The sequence below is a fragment of the Acidisoma sp. L85 genome (genome assembly GCF_009765865.1).
Taxonomy (GTDB): domain Bacteria; phylum Pseudomonadota; class Alphaproteobacteria; order Acetobacterales; family Acetobacteraceae; genus Acidisoma.
Genome location: NZ_LMUQ01000063.1, coordinates 1 through 14,470, shown reverse-complemented (window position 1 = coordinate 14,470; position 14,470 = coordinate 1). Strand labels below are relative to the sequence as shown.

At 57.6% G+C, this 14,470-nt stretch carries 16 protein-coding genes and 2 pseudogenes; 14 read left to right on the top strand and 4 right to left on the bottom strand.

The genetic code is table 11. The features are described from left to right. Nucleotides 1–334 precede the first annotated feature (334 nt). Nucleotides 335–895, top strand: coding sequence for an OsmC family protein (locus GSQ83_RS31460; protein ID WP_371418049.1), 561 nt, complete (start codon nt 335–337; stop codon nt 893–895). 262 nt (nt 896–1,157) lie between these two features. Here the strand turns inward: GSQ83_RS31460 and GSQ83_RS21305 are convergent, their stop codons facing one another. Further along, entirely contained in the window at nt 1,158–1,316 is a 159-nt protein-coding gene (locus tag GSQ83_RS21305) for a hypothetical protein (RefSeq protein ID WP_158804908.1), read from the bottom strand. A gap of 284 nt (nt 1,317–1,600) precedes the next feature. On the opposite strand from GSQ83_RS21305, the gene msrB reads away from it, so the two are divergent. The 5 genes from msrB to GSQ83_RS21280 all read left to right on the top strand — a co-directional run bounded on the left by msrB (nt 1,601) and on the right by GSQ83_RS21280 (nt 5,862). After that, a complete protein-coding gene (gene msrB / locus GSQ83_RS21300; protein WP_158804907.1) occupies nt 1,601–2,071 on the top strand; it encodes a peptide-methionine (R)-S-oxide reductase MsrB in 471 nt (156 codons plus the stop codon). Continuing rightward, nucleotides 2,055–2,570, top strand: a complete 516-nt coding sequence (gene msrA / locus GSQ83_RS21295) for a peptide-methionine (S)-S-oxide reductase MsrA (RefSeq protein WP_158804906.1) — start codon at nt 2,055–2,057, stop codon at nt 2,568–2,570. The genes msrB and msrA overlap by 17 nt, the downstream gene beginning before the upstream one ends. 34 nt (nt 2,571–2,604) lie before the next feature. Continuing rightward, complete coding sequence (locus GSQ83_RS21290) at nt 2,605–3,108, top strand: TlpA family protein disulfide reductase (protein ID WP_158804998.1); 504 nt, start codon at nt 2,605–2,607, stop codon at nt 3,106–3,108. Between the two features lie 204 nt (nt 3,109–3,312). Beyond that, nucleotides 3,313–3,567, top strand: a complete 255-nt coding sequence (locus tag GSQ83_RS21285; protein ID WP_216850435.1) for a DUF2171 domain-containing protein — start codon at nt 3,313–3,315, stop codon at nt 3,565–3,567. A 654-nt stretch (nt 3,568–4,221) separates the two neighbouring features. Continuing rightward, a complete protein-coding gene (locus tag GSQ83_RS21280; protein WP_158804905.1) occupies nt 4,222–5,862 on the top strand; it encodes an acetolactate synthase large subunit in 1,641 nt (546 codons plus the stop codon). A 232-nt stretch (nt 5,863–6,094) separates the two neighbouring features. Here GSQ83_RS21280 and GSQ83_RS21275 read toward each other — a convergent pair whose 3' ends face one another. From GSQ83_RS21275 to GSQ83_RS30685, 3 genes and pseudogenes are all read right to left on the bottom strand, one after another. Then, entirely contained in the window at nt 6,095–6,391 is a 297-nt protein-coding gene (locus GSQ83_RS21275; RefSeq protein ID WP_158804904.1) for a hypothetical protein, read from the bottom strand. Then, a complete protein-coding gene (locus tag GSQ83_RS21270; RefSeq protein ID WP_158804903.1) occupies nt 6,373–7,050 on the bottom strand; it encodes a DUF4331 family protein in 678 nt (225 codons plus the stop codon). Before GSQ83_RS21270 ends, GSQ83_RS21275 begins: the two co-directional genes overlap by 19 nt. Nucleotides 7,051–7,366: 316 nt before the next feature. Then, nucleotides 7,367–7,937: pseudogene (locus GSQ83_RS30685) on the bottom strand (HoxN/HupN/NixA family nickel/cobalt transporter). 1 nt (nt 7,938) lies between these two features. Between GSQ83_RS30685 and GSQ83_RS31455 the strand changes: the two are divergent. The 8 genes and pseudogenes from GSQ83_RS31455 to GSQ83_RS30070 form a co-directional block, all read left to right on the top strand. Next, on the top strand, nt 7,939–8,451 hold the full coding sequence (locus GSQ83_RS31455) for a LysR substrate-binding domain-containing protein (protein WP_371418048.1): 513 nt from the start codon (nt 7,939–7,941) through the stop codon (nt 8,449–8,451). A gap of 257 nt (nt 8,452–8,708) precedes the next feature. Further along, nucleotides 8,709–9,305, top strand: coding sequence for a cytochrome P460 family protein (locus GSQ83_RS21250; RefSeq protein ID WP_216850433.1), 597 nt, complete (start codon nt 8,709–8,711; stop codon nt 9,303–9,305). Nucleotides 9,306–9,486: 181 nt separating this feature from the next. Further along, complete coding sequence (locus GSQ83_RS21245) at nt 9,487–10,137, top strand: GMC oxidoreductase (RefSeq protein WP_158804899.1); 651 nt, start codon at nt 9,487–9,489, stop codon at nt 10,135–10,137. 260 nt (nt 10,138–10,397) lie between these two features. Then, nucleotides 10,398–11,792, top strand: a complete 1,395-nt coding sequence (locus tag GSQ83_RS21240; protein WP_158804898.1) for an FAD-dependent oxidoreductase — start codon at nt 10,398–10,400, stop codon at nt 11,790–11,792. Nucleotides 11,793–12,072: 280 nt separating this feature from the next. Beyond that, nucleotides 12,073–12,486, top strand: a complete 414-nt coding sequence (locus GSQ83_RS21235) for a tyrosine-type recombinase/integrase (RefSeq protein ID WP_158804995.1) — start codon at nt 12,073–12,075, stop codon at nt 12,484–12,486. Between the two features lie 11 nt (nt 12,487–12,497). Further along, the gene (locus tag GSQ83_RS21230) at nt 12,498–13,475 is read left to right on the top strand and encodes a tyrosine-type recombinase/integrase (protein WP_216850431.1); all 978 of its coding nucleotides are present in this window, start codon (nt 12,498–12,500) and stop codon (nt 13,473–13,475) included. After that, nucleotides 13,472–13,768, top strand: a pseudogene (locus GSQ83_RS31450) (site-specific integrase); the annotation flags it as partial. The gene GSQ83_RS21230 and the pseudogene GSQ83_RS31450, both read left to right, overlap by 4 nt. Before the next feature lie 64 nt (nt 13,769–13,832). Beyond that, nucleotides 13,833–14,470: tyrosine-type recombinase/integrase (locus GSQ83_RS30070; RefSeq protein WP_216850429.1), on the top strand; the 638-nt coding region annotated here is incomplete at its 3' end.

Here is a 14,470-nt window from a genome sequence, read left to right as displayed (position 1 = left end):
CGCCGCCGCATCTCCGGGTGGTTGGCTCTCTCGGGCTTGCATTGTTGGCGTCTCCGGCGCCTGTTGAGATGACTTGGTTTGCTTTTGCTCGTCAAACAGGCGGCGGATTCGGAAAGCACCATTGCTGTCCGCGCAGCCAAACCGGTTTGCTGTATGGAGCCGAATTTCTGATATAGCTGCAGAGATGACTCGCTGTCCCGCAAAACGAGCAGTCTTCGTTGCCTATGGCTTTGACTGGACAGCGAGAGATTGTGACCGCAAAACGGTTCCTCCGCTAGCTCGCCGTTTCTCGGCTTCAGTATACGACAACGCTCGTTAGAAAAAGAAAAGGTTCATGACACAGTCAGTAGTTCGAGGCGGGGAACTTCTAGGGGCCGTGGTTGTTGGCGACTTTGAAGATGGTGCCTTGCTTACCGGAAGTGCAAGTGGGTCAGCTTTTTTGGTTGGAGGCCCTGACGGACGCGGCGGCACGACGTCGGGTCTCAATCCGTATGACCTCCTGAGCGCGTCGCTGGCTGCCTGCACCGCGATAACAATCCGGCTGTATGCACGCCACAAAAGGTATCCCCTTTCGCGCGTCGAGGTTGCGGTCTCCTTCCACCACGCGATTGATGGTGGCCGAGACTTCTTCGAGCGGGCGATCGCGCTGCAAGGTGGCTTAGACGAAGACCAACATGCCGATGTCCTTCGGATCGCGGTCATGTGCCCTGTCGGGAAGACGTTGGGAATGAACGCGGACATACATACGCGCTCGGAGGGACGATCATCCGTCGCCGCGCGCGTGCCTGCCAGCTACTCCGCAGATCTCGCGGACTTCGGATCGTCATTATCGGCCCCGGTCGAGAATTGCGATGACTTACTCCCGCAGAGCTACCGGCCCGACTGGTTTTCGTAATACCAAGTTCCGCAAACCATTCCTCGGTAAGTTTCGAAGATTACCTTCGAACAGCGCCTCCGAGCTGCGGTCTCCGCCTGATTTAATGAGGCTTTCGCATATCATGGGCTTAAGCGAGGCCGATCCCGCAACCGCAACTTTTATCAACGGCGATCGAGAGGACCACTTCATAGGTCCCATAATGGGTCCAATCTCATGATCGAGCAGATTGTAACCAACAAGTCACCATCGCCCGCCTTCGACTACATGTGTCGCAGGGTCATTAGTGACCGTCCTCCAGAGTTCCCTCAAGGGCTTCGGCGACAACAACTGTTTGTATCCCGCCTTGAGCATGGACTATGCTGGGATGCTCATACATACCTTTGTCAAGAGCCCCGCGAACATAAGCCTGCGCAATCTCGTCGCGATCACCGCCGTTCATACGACATCATCCTCCTTTTGCTTATGCTTAGCAGCTCGATCGGAGGACATCGGCAGCGCTTCGCGGAATGCCCTCACATGCGGAGGATCACAGACTTTTGGAACCAAGGTTGGAGCGATTTTAGAATCGGCGAAACCTGCCGCAGTCGACCCGGCGCGCCGCCGTTTAGCCAGACCTGCAGGTGGATAGTCTCGCTCGTCAAGATGCATGAAGTTCATAGCCGGCGGTTATTGGACAGAAGCGGAAGCCTTTTCTATCCTTCCAACCCTTATGAGGATTCGCAGATGAAAACCTACCAGAAGAATCCGGAAGCCCTGTCTCGCCTGACCCCTGAGCAGTTCCGCGTGACACAGAGGGATGGAACTGAACGGCCGTTTGCCAACGATTACTGGGACAACAAAGAGCCCGGTCTATACGTCGACGTCGTCTCCGGCGAGCCTCTTTTCGCTTCATTTGACAAATTTGAAAGCGGCACAGGCTGGCCGAGCTTCACCAAGCCCATTGATGCGGCAAACATCATCGAAAACGTTGACAGCACCCACGGCATGACCCGCACCGAGGTCCGTTCCAAGCACGGGAACAGCCACCTTGGCCACTTGTTCCCGGACGGCCCCAGGGACCAGGGAGGGCTACGGTACTGCATGAATTCCGCCTCTCTCCGCTTTGTGCACCGTGATAAGCTGGAGCATGAAGGGTATGGGGACTATAAGAGACTTTTCTCGAAACAGGACGCTCAGCATGACTGCAACGTTTGAACGCGCCATTCTCGCCGGTGGCTGCTTCTGGGGAATGCAGCAGCTCATACGGCGATTGCCCGGCGTCGTTTCGACCCGCGTCGGTTACACGGGAGGCGACACCAGGAATGCGACATATCGAAACCACGGCACGCACGCGGAGGCGATTGAGATAACCTTCCTTCCAGAAAAGGTGAGCTTTCGGGAACTCCTAGAGTTATTTTTCCAAATCCACGATCCGTCGACGCTGAACCGCCAAGGTAACGACCGCGGCGTGAGCTACCGCTCGGCGATCTTCTACACGAGCAGCGAACAGAAGCGGATAGCCGAGGAAACGATCGCTGATGTCGATGCGTCAGGTCTCTGGCCGGGAAAGGTCGTGACCGAGGTTACCGAAGCGGGCAACTTCTGGGAGGCCGAGCCGGAGCACCAGGATTATCTTGAGCGGATTCCGCACGGCTATTCCTGCCACTTCGTCCGGCCGGGGTGGAAGATTGCCCGCCGGCACGCGGCGGCGTGACGCCATCGATAACACCGCAATCCGGGGCGGGCTTATGACCAATGGCATCATCGGGCGAAGGGCGCCTGAACTCCTTGTTCCATACTGGATCGATGCGCAGGGAATTCAGCGCCCCCCTGTAACACTCGACGAGCTGGGCAGCCAGCATCGGATGCTGTTTTTCTACCAACACTGGTGCTCGGGGTGCCACTTACACGGTTTCCCGAGCCTGCTGGCGCTCGTTGACAAGTCGCATAGTAAGAATGTGGGATTCGCAATCGTCCAGACTGCCTTCGAAGGCCATGATGTGAACACGCAAGACAAGTTGGTCGTGGACCAGCGCCGCTACGGACTGCGGGTGCCGTTTGGCCATGAGGGCAAAACGCCCTCCGGCGCCTATCCGACGACGGTTGAGAACTTCCGCGCAGGCGGCACCCCTTGGTTCGTAACGATCGACCCCGCCGGCGTTGTGATGCAAAACGGATTCGCGATCGACGCCGACGAGTTCATCGCGTCAGTCGAGAGGAGGCGGCTGGCGGCAGAAGCTGCCTTTTCTTAGGCGACGGGGTTCAGAGTCACATTCTGCCGGCCGTTGGGCCGCGCACGACGTCTTTCTGCCATCACGCTTAGTGAACCGAGGTTTCTTTCCGAGCCACAGGTTGGACTTCTCACATCGGGACGCGGTCGTGTGGGTTGAAGTTGGCTAGCTCATGATCCGACCTCGGCAATCGCCCTGGGAGGAGCTCCAGATAGGGAAACAGAGATGATTACCGACAAGATTCTGCGGAGCATGGAGGTGATCGGCGCGGACGGGGTCCACGTCGGAATGGTCGACGGCGTCGTCGACGGACGTATAAGGCTCGCGAAGCAAGATGGCGGGCAAGGGCGCCATAAGAGCCACAGTCACTTCATCGATCTCGGCCTGGTAGCCGCGATAGAGGGGCAGAAGATTAGGCTTGCTGCCAATGCCGATGTCGCCGTTACGTTCGAGGAAGAGGAATCCGGTAAGCTTATTTAGCGAGGAACGGTGCGCATGGATGTAGAGGCAAAACCAGAATGAGAGTGTGTTTGCCGCTGCATCTCATCGCGGGGCACACACTAGCTGGATCGACGGTCGGAGAATTCGGAAATATAGAAGCCGGACCAATAGAAGCAGTGGCCAGCAGTTGCCCCTCCGGCTACTAAGGCGGTGGTTCGTCTTACGGCGCGAACCCCATGATCGTGCCGAAGACACGGGGACCAAGTGCGCCGGAACGTGATCGCAGACGCTTTCGGAAAAAGGAATCCGGAGGTGCGCGGTTGCCGTCTGGGAAACCGTCGTCGGGGCGCCCACACTGGCGTGATTGGGCCAACCGCTCCTTCGACGCAGACGAGTTCGCAAGCCGCGGAGCCAGCCGTCGATTGGCAATGTGATGGTAAGGCCTCCGAACGCCCGTGTTCAGCTGATAGCGGACTTCGCCAGCTGGCGCTGATCCAGAAGGCGGGGCTGACCCTCCGCCGCGGGGCCACGTCGGCTCTTCCAAGAATGGCGTCGGAAAAGTCGGGACCATGTTGCGATTGAGGAGTATCATGTCTCAACGGGCTGTTGTTTCTGACACTTGTGCCGCCTTTTTGTCGTCCGCGGAGAGACCCCTCGGGTCACCGATCGCATTCATATTAGGTGGACGCTTAAATGATCAAAGGTTCCGATCTACTTGTGAAGGCTTTGGAAAATGAGGGGGTGGATCGCATATTCGGCATTCCGGGCGAAGAGAACCTGGATGTCGTAGAATCGCTGCGTAGTTCGTCGATTCAGCTCATCCTCACGCGCCACGAGCAGGCAGCTGCCTTCATGGCAGCGACCTATGGTCGCCTAACGGGAAAACCCGGCGTCTGTATTAGTACATTAGGACCCGGTGCCCTCAACCTTACCACTGGCGCCGCGTATGCGCTTCTTGGCGCTATGCCAATGATCATGATCACCGGGCAAAAGGGCATACTCTCTTCCAGGCAGGCGCGATTTCAAATCGTCGACATCGTCTCTACAATGAAACCGCTCACGAAGTTATCGCGCCAGATTGTTTCAGCTTCCATGATTCCGACACTCGTGCGTGAAGCCTTCAGGATCGCGCAGGAGGAACGTCCTGGGCCTGTTCATCTTGAATTGCCCGAGGACATTGCAACCGAGAGGTGCAACGCGATTCACTTGATCCCGCCACACGCCATCGAACTACCGCTCGCTGGATCGGAAGCTCTGGACCGCGCGGCTCATATGATAATGGAGGCTAAGAAACCTCTGGTCATGCTGGGGGCCGCGGCGTCCCGCCCTCGCTCAACCGCCGAGCTTGCGCAGTTCGTCCTGCGCTGCGGGATCCCCTACTTCACGACGCAAATGGGTAAGGGTACTGTGCCGGGCGGCGCAGAACTTTATATAGGAACTGCGGCTCTTTCGGAGCGAGACTACGTTCATGAAGCGATCGAGCGCGCGGACCTCATCATCACGATTGGACATGACACGATCGAAAAGCCACCCTTCATCATGGATAGGGAAAAGCCACACGTTGTGCATGTTGGCTATCTACCAGCGAGCGTCGAACAAGTCTATTTCCCTCAGGCGGAGGTAATAGGCGATATCGGTCCTTCACTGAGACTTCTGGCGGATCGGGTTGAGGGGAAGATGCCGAATGCAAAGGCGCTACTTCCTCTGCGCGAAGATATTTTGGCGAGAGTAGCCGCCCGCTCGACGGAACACAGGTTCACGCCTCAACGGCTGATACACGACATTCGTCAAGTAATGCCTGACGATGGCATCGTCGCGCTCGACAACGGAATGTATAAAATTTGGTTTGCTCGCAACTACCGGACGCGCGTTGCCAATACCTTGCTTCTCGACAACGCCCTGGCGACCATGGGGGCAGGCCTCCCGTCGGCTATGATGGCAGCGATGCTCTACCCCAGCCGCCGCGTCATGGCCGTCTGCGGCGACGGCGGCTTCATGATGAATAGTCAAGAGATGGAGACTGCAGTCAGGCTGAATTTGAACCTCGTGGTCGTCGTCATCGAAGACGGTGCCTACGGTATGATCCGCTGGAAACAGTCAGTGGATAAATTTCCGGACTTTGGCATGACGTTCGGCAATCCTGACTTTGTGCGATATGCGGAAGCATATGGCGCTAAGGGAACGAGGGTTGAAGACGTTGATGACCTCCTTCCCTCTCTCGACGAAGCATTCAATCAGGGCGGAGTTCGTATCGTCGTCGTACCGGTCGATTATTCTGAGAACCGTCGAGTATTGGTAGATGAGCTCCGCGATCGGGTGCGACCTACCGCTTGATTTTACACAAGATCTCGGTGTGAGCAGCGCCGGATTACGGCGACGTGTACTCCCAGAGAGGGAACATAATCAACAAAATTGAAGGGCTAGCCTTAGGACGCCACCGCACGCCGACGGCGCGTTTAGGTAAGTTTCTGTTTGGGTCGCGCAGGGGCTAATTCAGCTTGCTCACATGAAGAATAGGGCTTCCCGAAATACAGGAAGTGCGCCCTTGTTCGCGTTGGGTCAGGCGCTACGCCATCGGAGAGATGACTATTCGTCGGGAAAGAATAACATCCATCGCGTCGTCAGTCAGCGCTCTTCCATTGAAGGTGGCGACGTCGCAACGTGCAAGCGTGCCTATCTCGTAGGGCAACATCGTCGGGAACAGACGCGCGATCAACTGCTTCACGTAGACGGACGATTGTTCGGGCGCGCCACTCAGCAAGAGGATTTCTTCCGTTACTTCAGTAATCCGAGCAATGAACGCTGTCTGATCGTCGGTTGGCGTAGCCCGGTTGAACCGTTCCTTCATCTCGGCGTCCGGCATGTAAAAATTCGAGAGCAGCGGCAGTCCCCACCGGGACACCTGGACCTCAGGCGCGTGGCCGTAAAGCGAAGCCTTGCCCAGGCAGCAACACGGCCCTCGCCAATCAGAGCATTTGGGACCTCGAGCACGATTGCCGTCACGTTTCGTCTGGCAAAGAAGTTTCTCGCGTTGAGGAACACAGAGCGATCGTACCTGTGATCGCCGTACAAGGCCTTACGAAAGCCCCCAAGCGCAACGGCGTCGCCGGCGAACAGGTCAGGGGCCAAGCCAGCGAGAAAACGGACGCCGCCAGCGCCCTCCGTTACAACACCGGTGCTGCCAGCGGCGATAAGGTCACCCTCTAATCCCATTAGAGGTCCCAATCCGGTCGCACGGCGAACTTCGAAGGACTGTTCGTGCCGATGGTCGTCACCATTCGGATGATGCGCAGCGCCGAACCGGACCTTGAAAACAACCTCCTCTCTCCCATCATCGTTGAGATCAATCCGGAAGGCATACAACCCCTCTTCGCGGAAGCTGCTCGGCGCCCAGAGCCCGGCGTCAGGGTTTACCGTCATAGCCATTACCGTGGCGCCGGACCGGCCCGAGAACAGATACATATCGCAGATGTTTATGCGGGGATCTTCAAGCGCGCTTGGCGCATCGAAATGGTGCGACATCACGAACCTCGAATAGGCCGTCTGGCCGGGAATATGCGATCGTACGCATGCCATCAATCATCTCTTACCCTACAAAAGATGACCTGTAGAGCGGACTTTCAATTCGGCGCGGGCGGTGGGGACCTTAAACTAGTCCGAACTCATAAGCTTATCCGCGCCCCAATCCGATCGTAGCCACGAATTCGATATACGACCGCAGCCACAATCCAACTCGTGACGAAGACTACGATCGTTAGATAGCCTATCATGCCAAAGTACTTATAGAGTGCGATTAAGCCATTCCAGATTACGCGTTTAAGATCCAGCCGATGCTGGATCAATCCCAGTGTCTCAATTCCCCTACCAGAAGCGCGACAAGTGCCGACACGACAGCTATCGTCATATTGTAGTAGAGCTTACGAACGGGCTTCACGAACGCCCGACCGTAGACACCAATCATCAGAATATTGTCAGCGGCGTCGATCAACGACGTCCCTGCCGTAAACAGAGCCAGGAACACAAGAATCGACCAGACAGACATTCCCCTCGTCCGCTCCGCCGCTGAAATGCCAAGCAGCCCGATTTCCGTCGCCGTATCAAATCCTACAGCGAGAAAAACCCAGCGGATACATCTGCCAGCTACGGCTGACCACAGCGAATATAGGACGCAGCACTTGGAAGAGCGGTCCTCTGTTGGCGAGCAGCTCTTCGAGGTCTTCGGCCACATAAACAACATCGGACGTCATCCGTCGAAAGGTCCGATACGCTCCTAGGAGAATCACAGTGTTCACGGGGCCAATTGCGAACAAGAAGAAGGAAGAAACCAACGTCCCAATCGCACCGCCGATAACGTGGACTTTCTCCATCTTTAAGGTTGTGACCGCGGCGACAATACCGATAGTTGCCAAAATGACGACGGTTGAGTGGCCTGTCTGGAAAAAAAAGCCCGCCGAAATGGGACGGCTAACTGATATGTTGCCCGAGCGCTTCAATCAATGGCAGCTTTTTTCAACCGGCGCCGCCGTGTTCTTGCCTCGGGATCATCTCCTCGCAGCCGAAGGGCTAGTCCATGGGACTCGGCTTGCAGAATCGGTCCTAGTCGGCGCATTCGAACCAGACGCGCTGCCGGAGAGGATTTTGTCCCAAATCGTGAGGCAGCTCGGGCGTAGACCTTCAACACCGCATCGCGCGAGCAGCTGGGAAACGTCACTCCAACTCGTACGCACGGGCCTTGGCCTCGGGCTAGGATTGTCATGCTGGCCAACACCCACAGAACTGGTGGCGCGAGGTCTTGCCGATCCGGTGGCTGACTATGAAGTGGTCGTGAAGACGATCGCTGGGCGTCCGCAATCTCGGGCGGTAGCGGCCTTCGTAAAGCTTGCTCGCGCCTCCGCTTGGACGAACTCGGCCGACGGGTCTTGAAGCTGGAACGGCGGGCTCAGCACCGCTCTTCCAGCATCTGTTTTCTAACGCCCGCCCTTCACGTAGTCGTCCGACCTAGGGCCGGGCACGTCAAGCAACACTATAACCCACGAGCATGGATATGATGCCTTTCTACCCGGCACAACTTCATGCTCCATTCACCGCCCACGCTCTATTCGCCATAAACCATAGCGAGGAGGTGCTCTGCCATTTTACTTCTGTCGCGACGCCATCTCTCTACTGGAAAAGGATCCGTGATGAAACGCCCCGGCAAAGCTAAACCTTTCAGTCGACTCACTTTTGTTATTGCGACCATGTCGCTGGTCTCGCTATCTTCTTCGTGGCAAGCGGCACGAACTGCGGAGCTCGGCGTCAACCAATCGGACGCGGTGGTTGATAGTAGCGGATATCTAAAAGTCCCAGCCGACTACCGCAAGATCTACCAATACCTTGGCAGCTGGGCGATCGCTGCGAGCCAAGGTCAAGGTTCGGATCAACTACATAATGTTTACGCTTCACCTGGGACGATCGACAACTATCGTGCCACCGGAAGGTTCCCAGACGGCGCCGTGTTGGTCAAGGAAGTGTTCGGGACCAGTACAGCGCCCATGACGACCGGGATCGTGAGCCACGCGCAGACGCTAAAAGGCTGGTTCGTCATGGTGAAGGACAGCAAGAACTCGAGGCTCGGCAACAAGCTCTGGGGCGATGGCTGGGGCTGGTCTTGGTTTGGCGCTTCGAACCCATCGAAGACGACGACAGCCGATTACAAAGTAGCCTGTCAAGGATGTCACATTCCGGCCCAGGCATCCGACTGGATCTACGTCGCCGGATACCCGGTCTTGAAGCGATAATAGAGCGAGCGTCATCGGTCTGTCATAGCGGCCGGAGCCGGAATGCGACTTCTGGACCCGGTCGTGCACTCCTTGTGTAAGTGTCGCTCGTCCGCTGGATCCAGCTTGCATATGCCGCAAGGAGCTGGCGCCCCGTGTCCAAGTGATACGACTCTTAAAATCAGCATCACGCACGCGTTCTGTGAAGCCAATCACCTCGAAGAGGATGGGGCGCCGGCTTCCAACGAGCGCTTTTAACCACCCAGCCGTGCGATGCCTGCTTCCAGATTTCTCTCATACCGCAATCCGGGAGTTCCAGGGCCGCGGCGGCATCCTACGTTTTTTGAACCTACCTTTTGCCTCTTCAACAGCCGATGGGGCCCATTGCGACTACGCTCAGATCCTAGGAAAGTACGAGAATTTCGCGGGTTTGTGGCTGGTCGGTGAGGACCTGCCGCAGGCGAGCAACGGGGTGGCGTTGCACTCGACCGAAGAAGATCAGTACGGTTTATCCGCACCCGTGATACACTTCCTCGACCATTCAAAGGACGTGGCAATGCGCATTCACGCATTTAGATCGGGTCGCGCCATCTACGAGTCCCTCAATGCGGAGAGCGTATTTGAGTTGCCCCCGGGACCCAGCACTCGCAACATGGGCACATGCCGGCAAAGCGAGAAGCCGGGGGATGGTGTCTGTAACGGATACGGCCAGTGTCATGACGTCCCAAATCTTTTCATCTCAGACGGCAGCGAGTTCACATCGTCCAGTGCGGAAAACCCTACGCTTGCGATCGTTCTGGCAATCCGGCAAGCAAGACATCTTGCCGACAAACTAAACCGCGACGAGATGTAAGTCGGTTTCGGACTGTGGATCTGGGAGACACGGCGTCAAACTGCGGGCCTCTTTCAAGAATGGTCTGACCGAGGAGCTGATGGCTAGGCAACGAGGTTGCGCTCCAGGCATTGTTGCGGTTCACATTTCCACGTCGCGTCGCGGGAAGCGGAACCTACAGATCTATTCCCCTAACCGCTTGCGCGGGCCCGTAGCCGCCGGACCGTCATCCCCGCTGCCCTTGCTACGTGCAACTGAGCTCAATTTGAAGAGAGGCCATCATGTCTCAGCTTGAGACCTACGACGTCATCATCCTCGGTAGCGGCCAAGGCGGGAAGAGGCTTGCTTGGCATCTTGGACGATCGGGCAAGAAGGTTGCGGTCGTCGAGCGGCAGTGGGTTGGTGGCTCGTGCTCGGCTGTCGCCTGCTTGCCGACGAAGAACGTAATCCGGAGCGCGCAGGTTGCTCATATCGTCCGGAACGCGGCCCATTTCGGCACGTTTGTCGAAGGGCTGAGAATCGACATGGCGCGGGTCCTCGGTCGCAAACGCGACATGGTCGAGAAGGATGTTGCCTTCCACTTCGATGCCTACAGAGAGGCCGGCATAGAGCTTATCCTTGGAACCGGCCGCTTCACGGGGCTTAAGACGATCGGCGTCGCGCTGAACAACGGTGGGACCCGCGTTCTTTCCGGAAATGAGGTCGTGCTGAACGTCGGTTCGCACGCCGCCGTACTTGATATTCCCGGCCTGAGTGAGGCGCGCCCTCTGACCCATATCGAGACCCTCGATCTCGACGAGGTGCCGACACACCTGATCATCCTCGGCGGGGGCTTCACCGGCATCGAATTTGCGCAAGCATTCCGGCGGTTCGGCAGCCAAGTGACGGTGCTCGAGCCCGGGGCCCGAATAATGGCGCGTGAGGACGTAGACATCACTAACGAAGTCAGCAGGATTCTGCGCCACGAGGGCGTCGAGATCATCTCCGCCGCTCGTGCAACGAAGGTCGAGGGTATGAGCGGAGAGTCTGTTACAGTCACGGTCGACACCACAACTGGCGAGCGGAAGATCTCGGGGAGCCATATCCTATCGGCCGCCGGACGAGTGCCCAACACGGCTAATCTCGGCCTCGAGGAGGCCGGTATTGCTTTGACACCTCGAGGCACCATTCAAGTGGACGACAGGTTGCGAACCACTGCTCCGGGCGTTTGGGCCATGGGCGAAGGGGCCGGCAGTCCCCAGTTCACCCACGCATCGGTCGACGATTTTCGAGTCGTGCGAGACAACATGGCAGGCATGGATCACAGCATTAAGAACAGGCTCATCCCATATGCACTGGTCACCGATCCGTTGCTTGCGCGCATCGGGCTCTCCGAAAACGAGGCGCTGCGTCTGGGAATCGCTTACCGGCTCGCCAAGCTACCGATGACGTCGGTGTTGCGGGCTATCACCACCGACGAAATTCAGGGCTTCATGAAGGTGCTCATTGGGTCCGACGACCGAATCATTGGTTTCACCATGCTCGGAGCAGAGGCGGACAACGTTATGGCAACCGTACAGACCGCGATGCTCGCCGATCTGCCCTTTCAGAAGCTGCGGGACGCTGCCTTCGCGCATCCTACCATGGTGGAGGGAATTGCTTCACTCCTCGATCTCGTGCCGCCATCATCGTCCTGATCCAATATCAATCAAGCCATCCTGTGCGAGCCTTGATGTAGACTCATCCACTATCGGGAGGGGAGACGTCTCGCTTCCCCGTTCGAAGTTGTGGGCTAAGAAGTCGATCTGGAAATGCTGCGTAGCGATCCATATCTTGAGTGTTGGCTCGAAACTTTGGATTGGCCCCTTTGCTTAGGTCAAGAAGGTCACGAATGCCATCCCCGAAGATGTTGAACGCAACGACAGTCACGAAGACTGATAGACCTGGAATTCTGATCAGCCAGGGTGCTCGCGTGATATAGTCCCGCCCCTCAGAAAGCATGAGCCCCCATTCCGGTGTGGGAGGCTCCGCATCGCTGACCCGACGCTTGGTATCCTTAACCATTATCTCGCCAATCGGCGTCCTGGCGACCAAGTGACGACCGTCCTGTTCCCTAGAGAGCGCAGCCCTATCGGGCCCATGACGAATTGGGCGGTATGCGACATCTTCACCAAGCGGGCGCGGGAAAGTGGGCTGCCGCTCGACGGTGTCTCATCCTATGCGCTGCGGCATTCGTTCGCCATGCGGTTGTTGGGCCGGGGTGTCGGCGTGAAAACGATCGGTGACCTCCTTGGCCATCGCAGCCTCGAGAGCACCTGTGTCTATCTTCGCATCGAAACCGGCATGCTGCGTGCGGTGGCCTTGCCCGTGCCCAGCGGCATCGCACGTTGAGGACAATGGTCATGACAACGATGATCTCTCCAACGCTGCTGGATCGGCCGATTGCAACGTGGCTTGCGCATCAACGTGCTCTTGGCTGCCGCTATGATCTTGAGGAATGGGTTCTGAACTCCTTGCGGAGATTTATCGGCCGGACCCCGGGACAGGATCTCGATCGGGAGACCTTCGACCGATGGTGCGCTACGTTCCCGCATCTGGCGAGCAACACCCTGCTTTATCGCCAGCGCATTGTCCGCAGGTTCTGTCTGCATCGGCGGCGTAAGGAGCCGGACTGCTTCGTACCCGCCTCCCTGTACTTCGCTCGACCCGAGGCGTTCCAGCGTCCTGTCATCATAGAGCCCGAGCAAATAGCCAGGATGCTGACGGCGGTGAGCAAAATGCCTGCCACGTCGGGATCGCCGCTACGGTCCGAAGTCTATCGGATGGCCGTCATACTCCTGTATACGACCCGGCTGCGCCGCGGCGAACTGCTGCGTCTCACCCTTGCCGACTGTGACCCGGAAAGTGGCGTGTTGCGGGTTCGGGGATCCAAATTCCACAAATCAAGAATATTACCCCTCTCGACCGACGCACACGCCGAACTGCGGGACTATCTTCACATGCGTCTCGCTCCACCGTTTAGCAAGGATCCCGACACACCCCTTCTCATCAATGCTAAAGGCGGTCCCCGTCCCTACACCGGGACTGGGATTAGCGGCGGAATCGGCACCCTGTTCAAGGCGGCGCATGTGCAGGACAGCGAAGGCCGTTGTCCCCGCGTTCATGATCTTAGATACAGCTTCGCGGTCGGCGCGCTTATCCGCTGGTATCTCGAGGGCGCCGACGTGCAATCCAATCTTCCGAAGCTGGCCATGTACATGGGACATGTCTCCATCGTGTCGACGGCGCATTACCTGCACTTCATTCCAAAGCTACGGGCAATCGCCAGCGACCGCTTCGAAAGCGCGTTCGGGGATCTCGTCAGGGAGGCGGTGACATGACACAGCATCAATCTACGGTGCTGGGTCGAAGCGTCGCGCGCTTCTTCCAGAACTATCTTCCCACGCTTCGCGGCATGAGTCCCCACACGATCAGAAGCTATCGCGACACGATGGTCCTGTTCCTGCGGTTTGCGGCGGTCGAAACCGGCGGGTCGGTCGAGAAACTCGGTGTCTACGACATCAACGCGGATCGGCTTTGTAGCTTTCTTACCTCGCTAGAGATGGAACGTGGCAACAGCATCGCGACCCGTAATGCAAGGCTGGCGGCAATACACAGCTTCGCCCGGTTCCTGATCGCCGAGCATCCCGAGCATATGAACAGCCTGCAACAGGTCGTCGGGCTGCCCTTCAGGCGAGGTGGGGCGGGCTGCACCGGTCGAATATCTCGAAGAGGCCGAGATCAAAGGCGTCCTGGAGAGCGTCAACCGCAACACGCCGTCAGGGCGTCGGGACTACGCGCTGTTCTCACTGATGTTCAATACAGGCGCGCGGGTTCAGGAAATACTGGACCTTCGCGTGCGCGATCTCCGCCTGCTATCGCCCTGCCAGGTTCGCTTGCACGGCAAAGGCAACAAGATCCGGCTTTGCCCCATCTGGCAACCCGCGGCACAGCTCCTGCAGGCGCTCATCGGTACACATCCCTACTCCGACAATCCGACTGACCAAAAGGTCTTTCTGAACAACCGCGGTACGCCGTTAACCCGGTTCGGGGTTCGATTCCTGCTGCAAAAATACGTCGAGGTGGCTGCGAAGGAAGCGCCTGCCCTGGCGGAAAAGAGCATCCACCCCCACTCGCTTCGACACACGACTGCCATCCACCTCCTCAAGGCTGGCGTTGACATAGCCACTGTCAGTCAATGGCTCGGTCACTCGGGGTTGAATGTCTGTAGCGCGACACAACTGATGGCCGGTCCTGTTGCCTCATCCAAAAATGTTACCAGAGACTTCGCCCTTGTCGCGGGGGATCGTTCCGCCTCCATCTACTGCACTTCCAT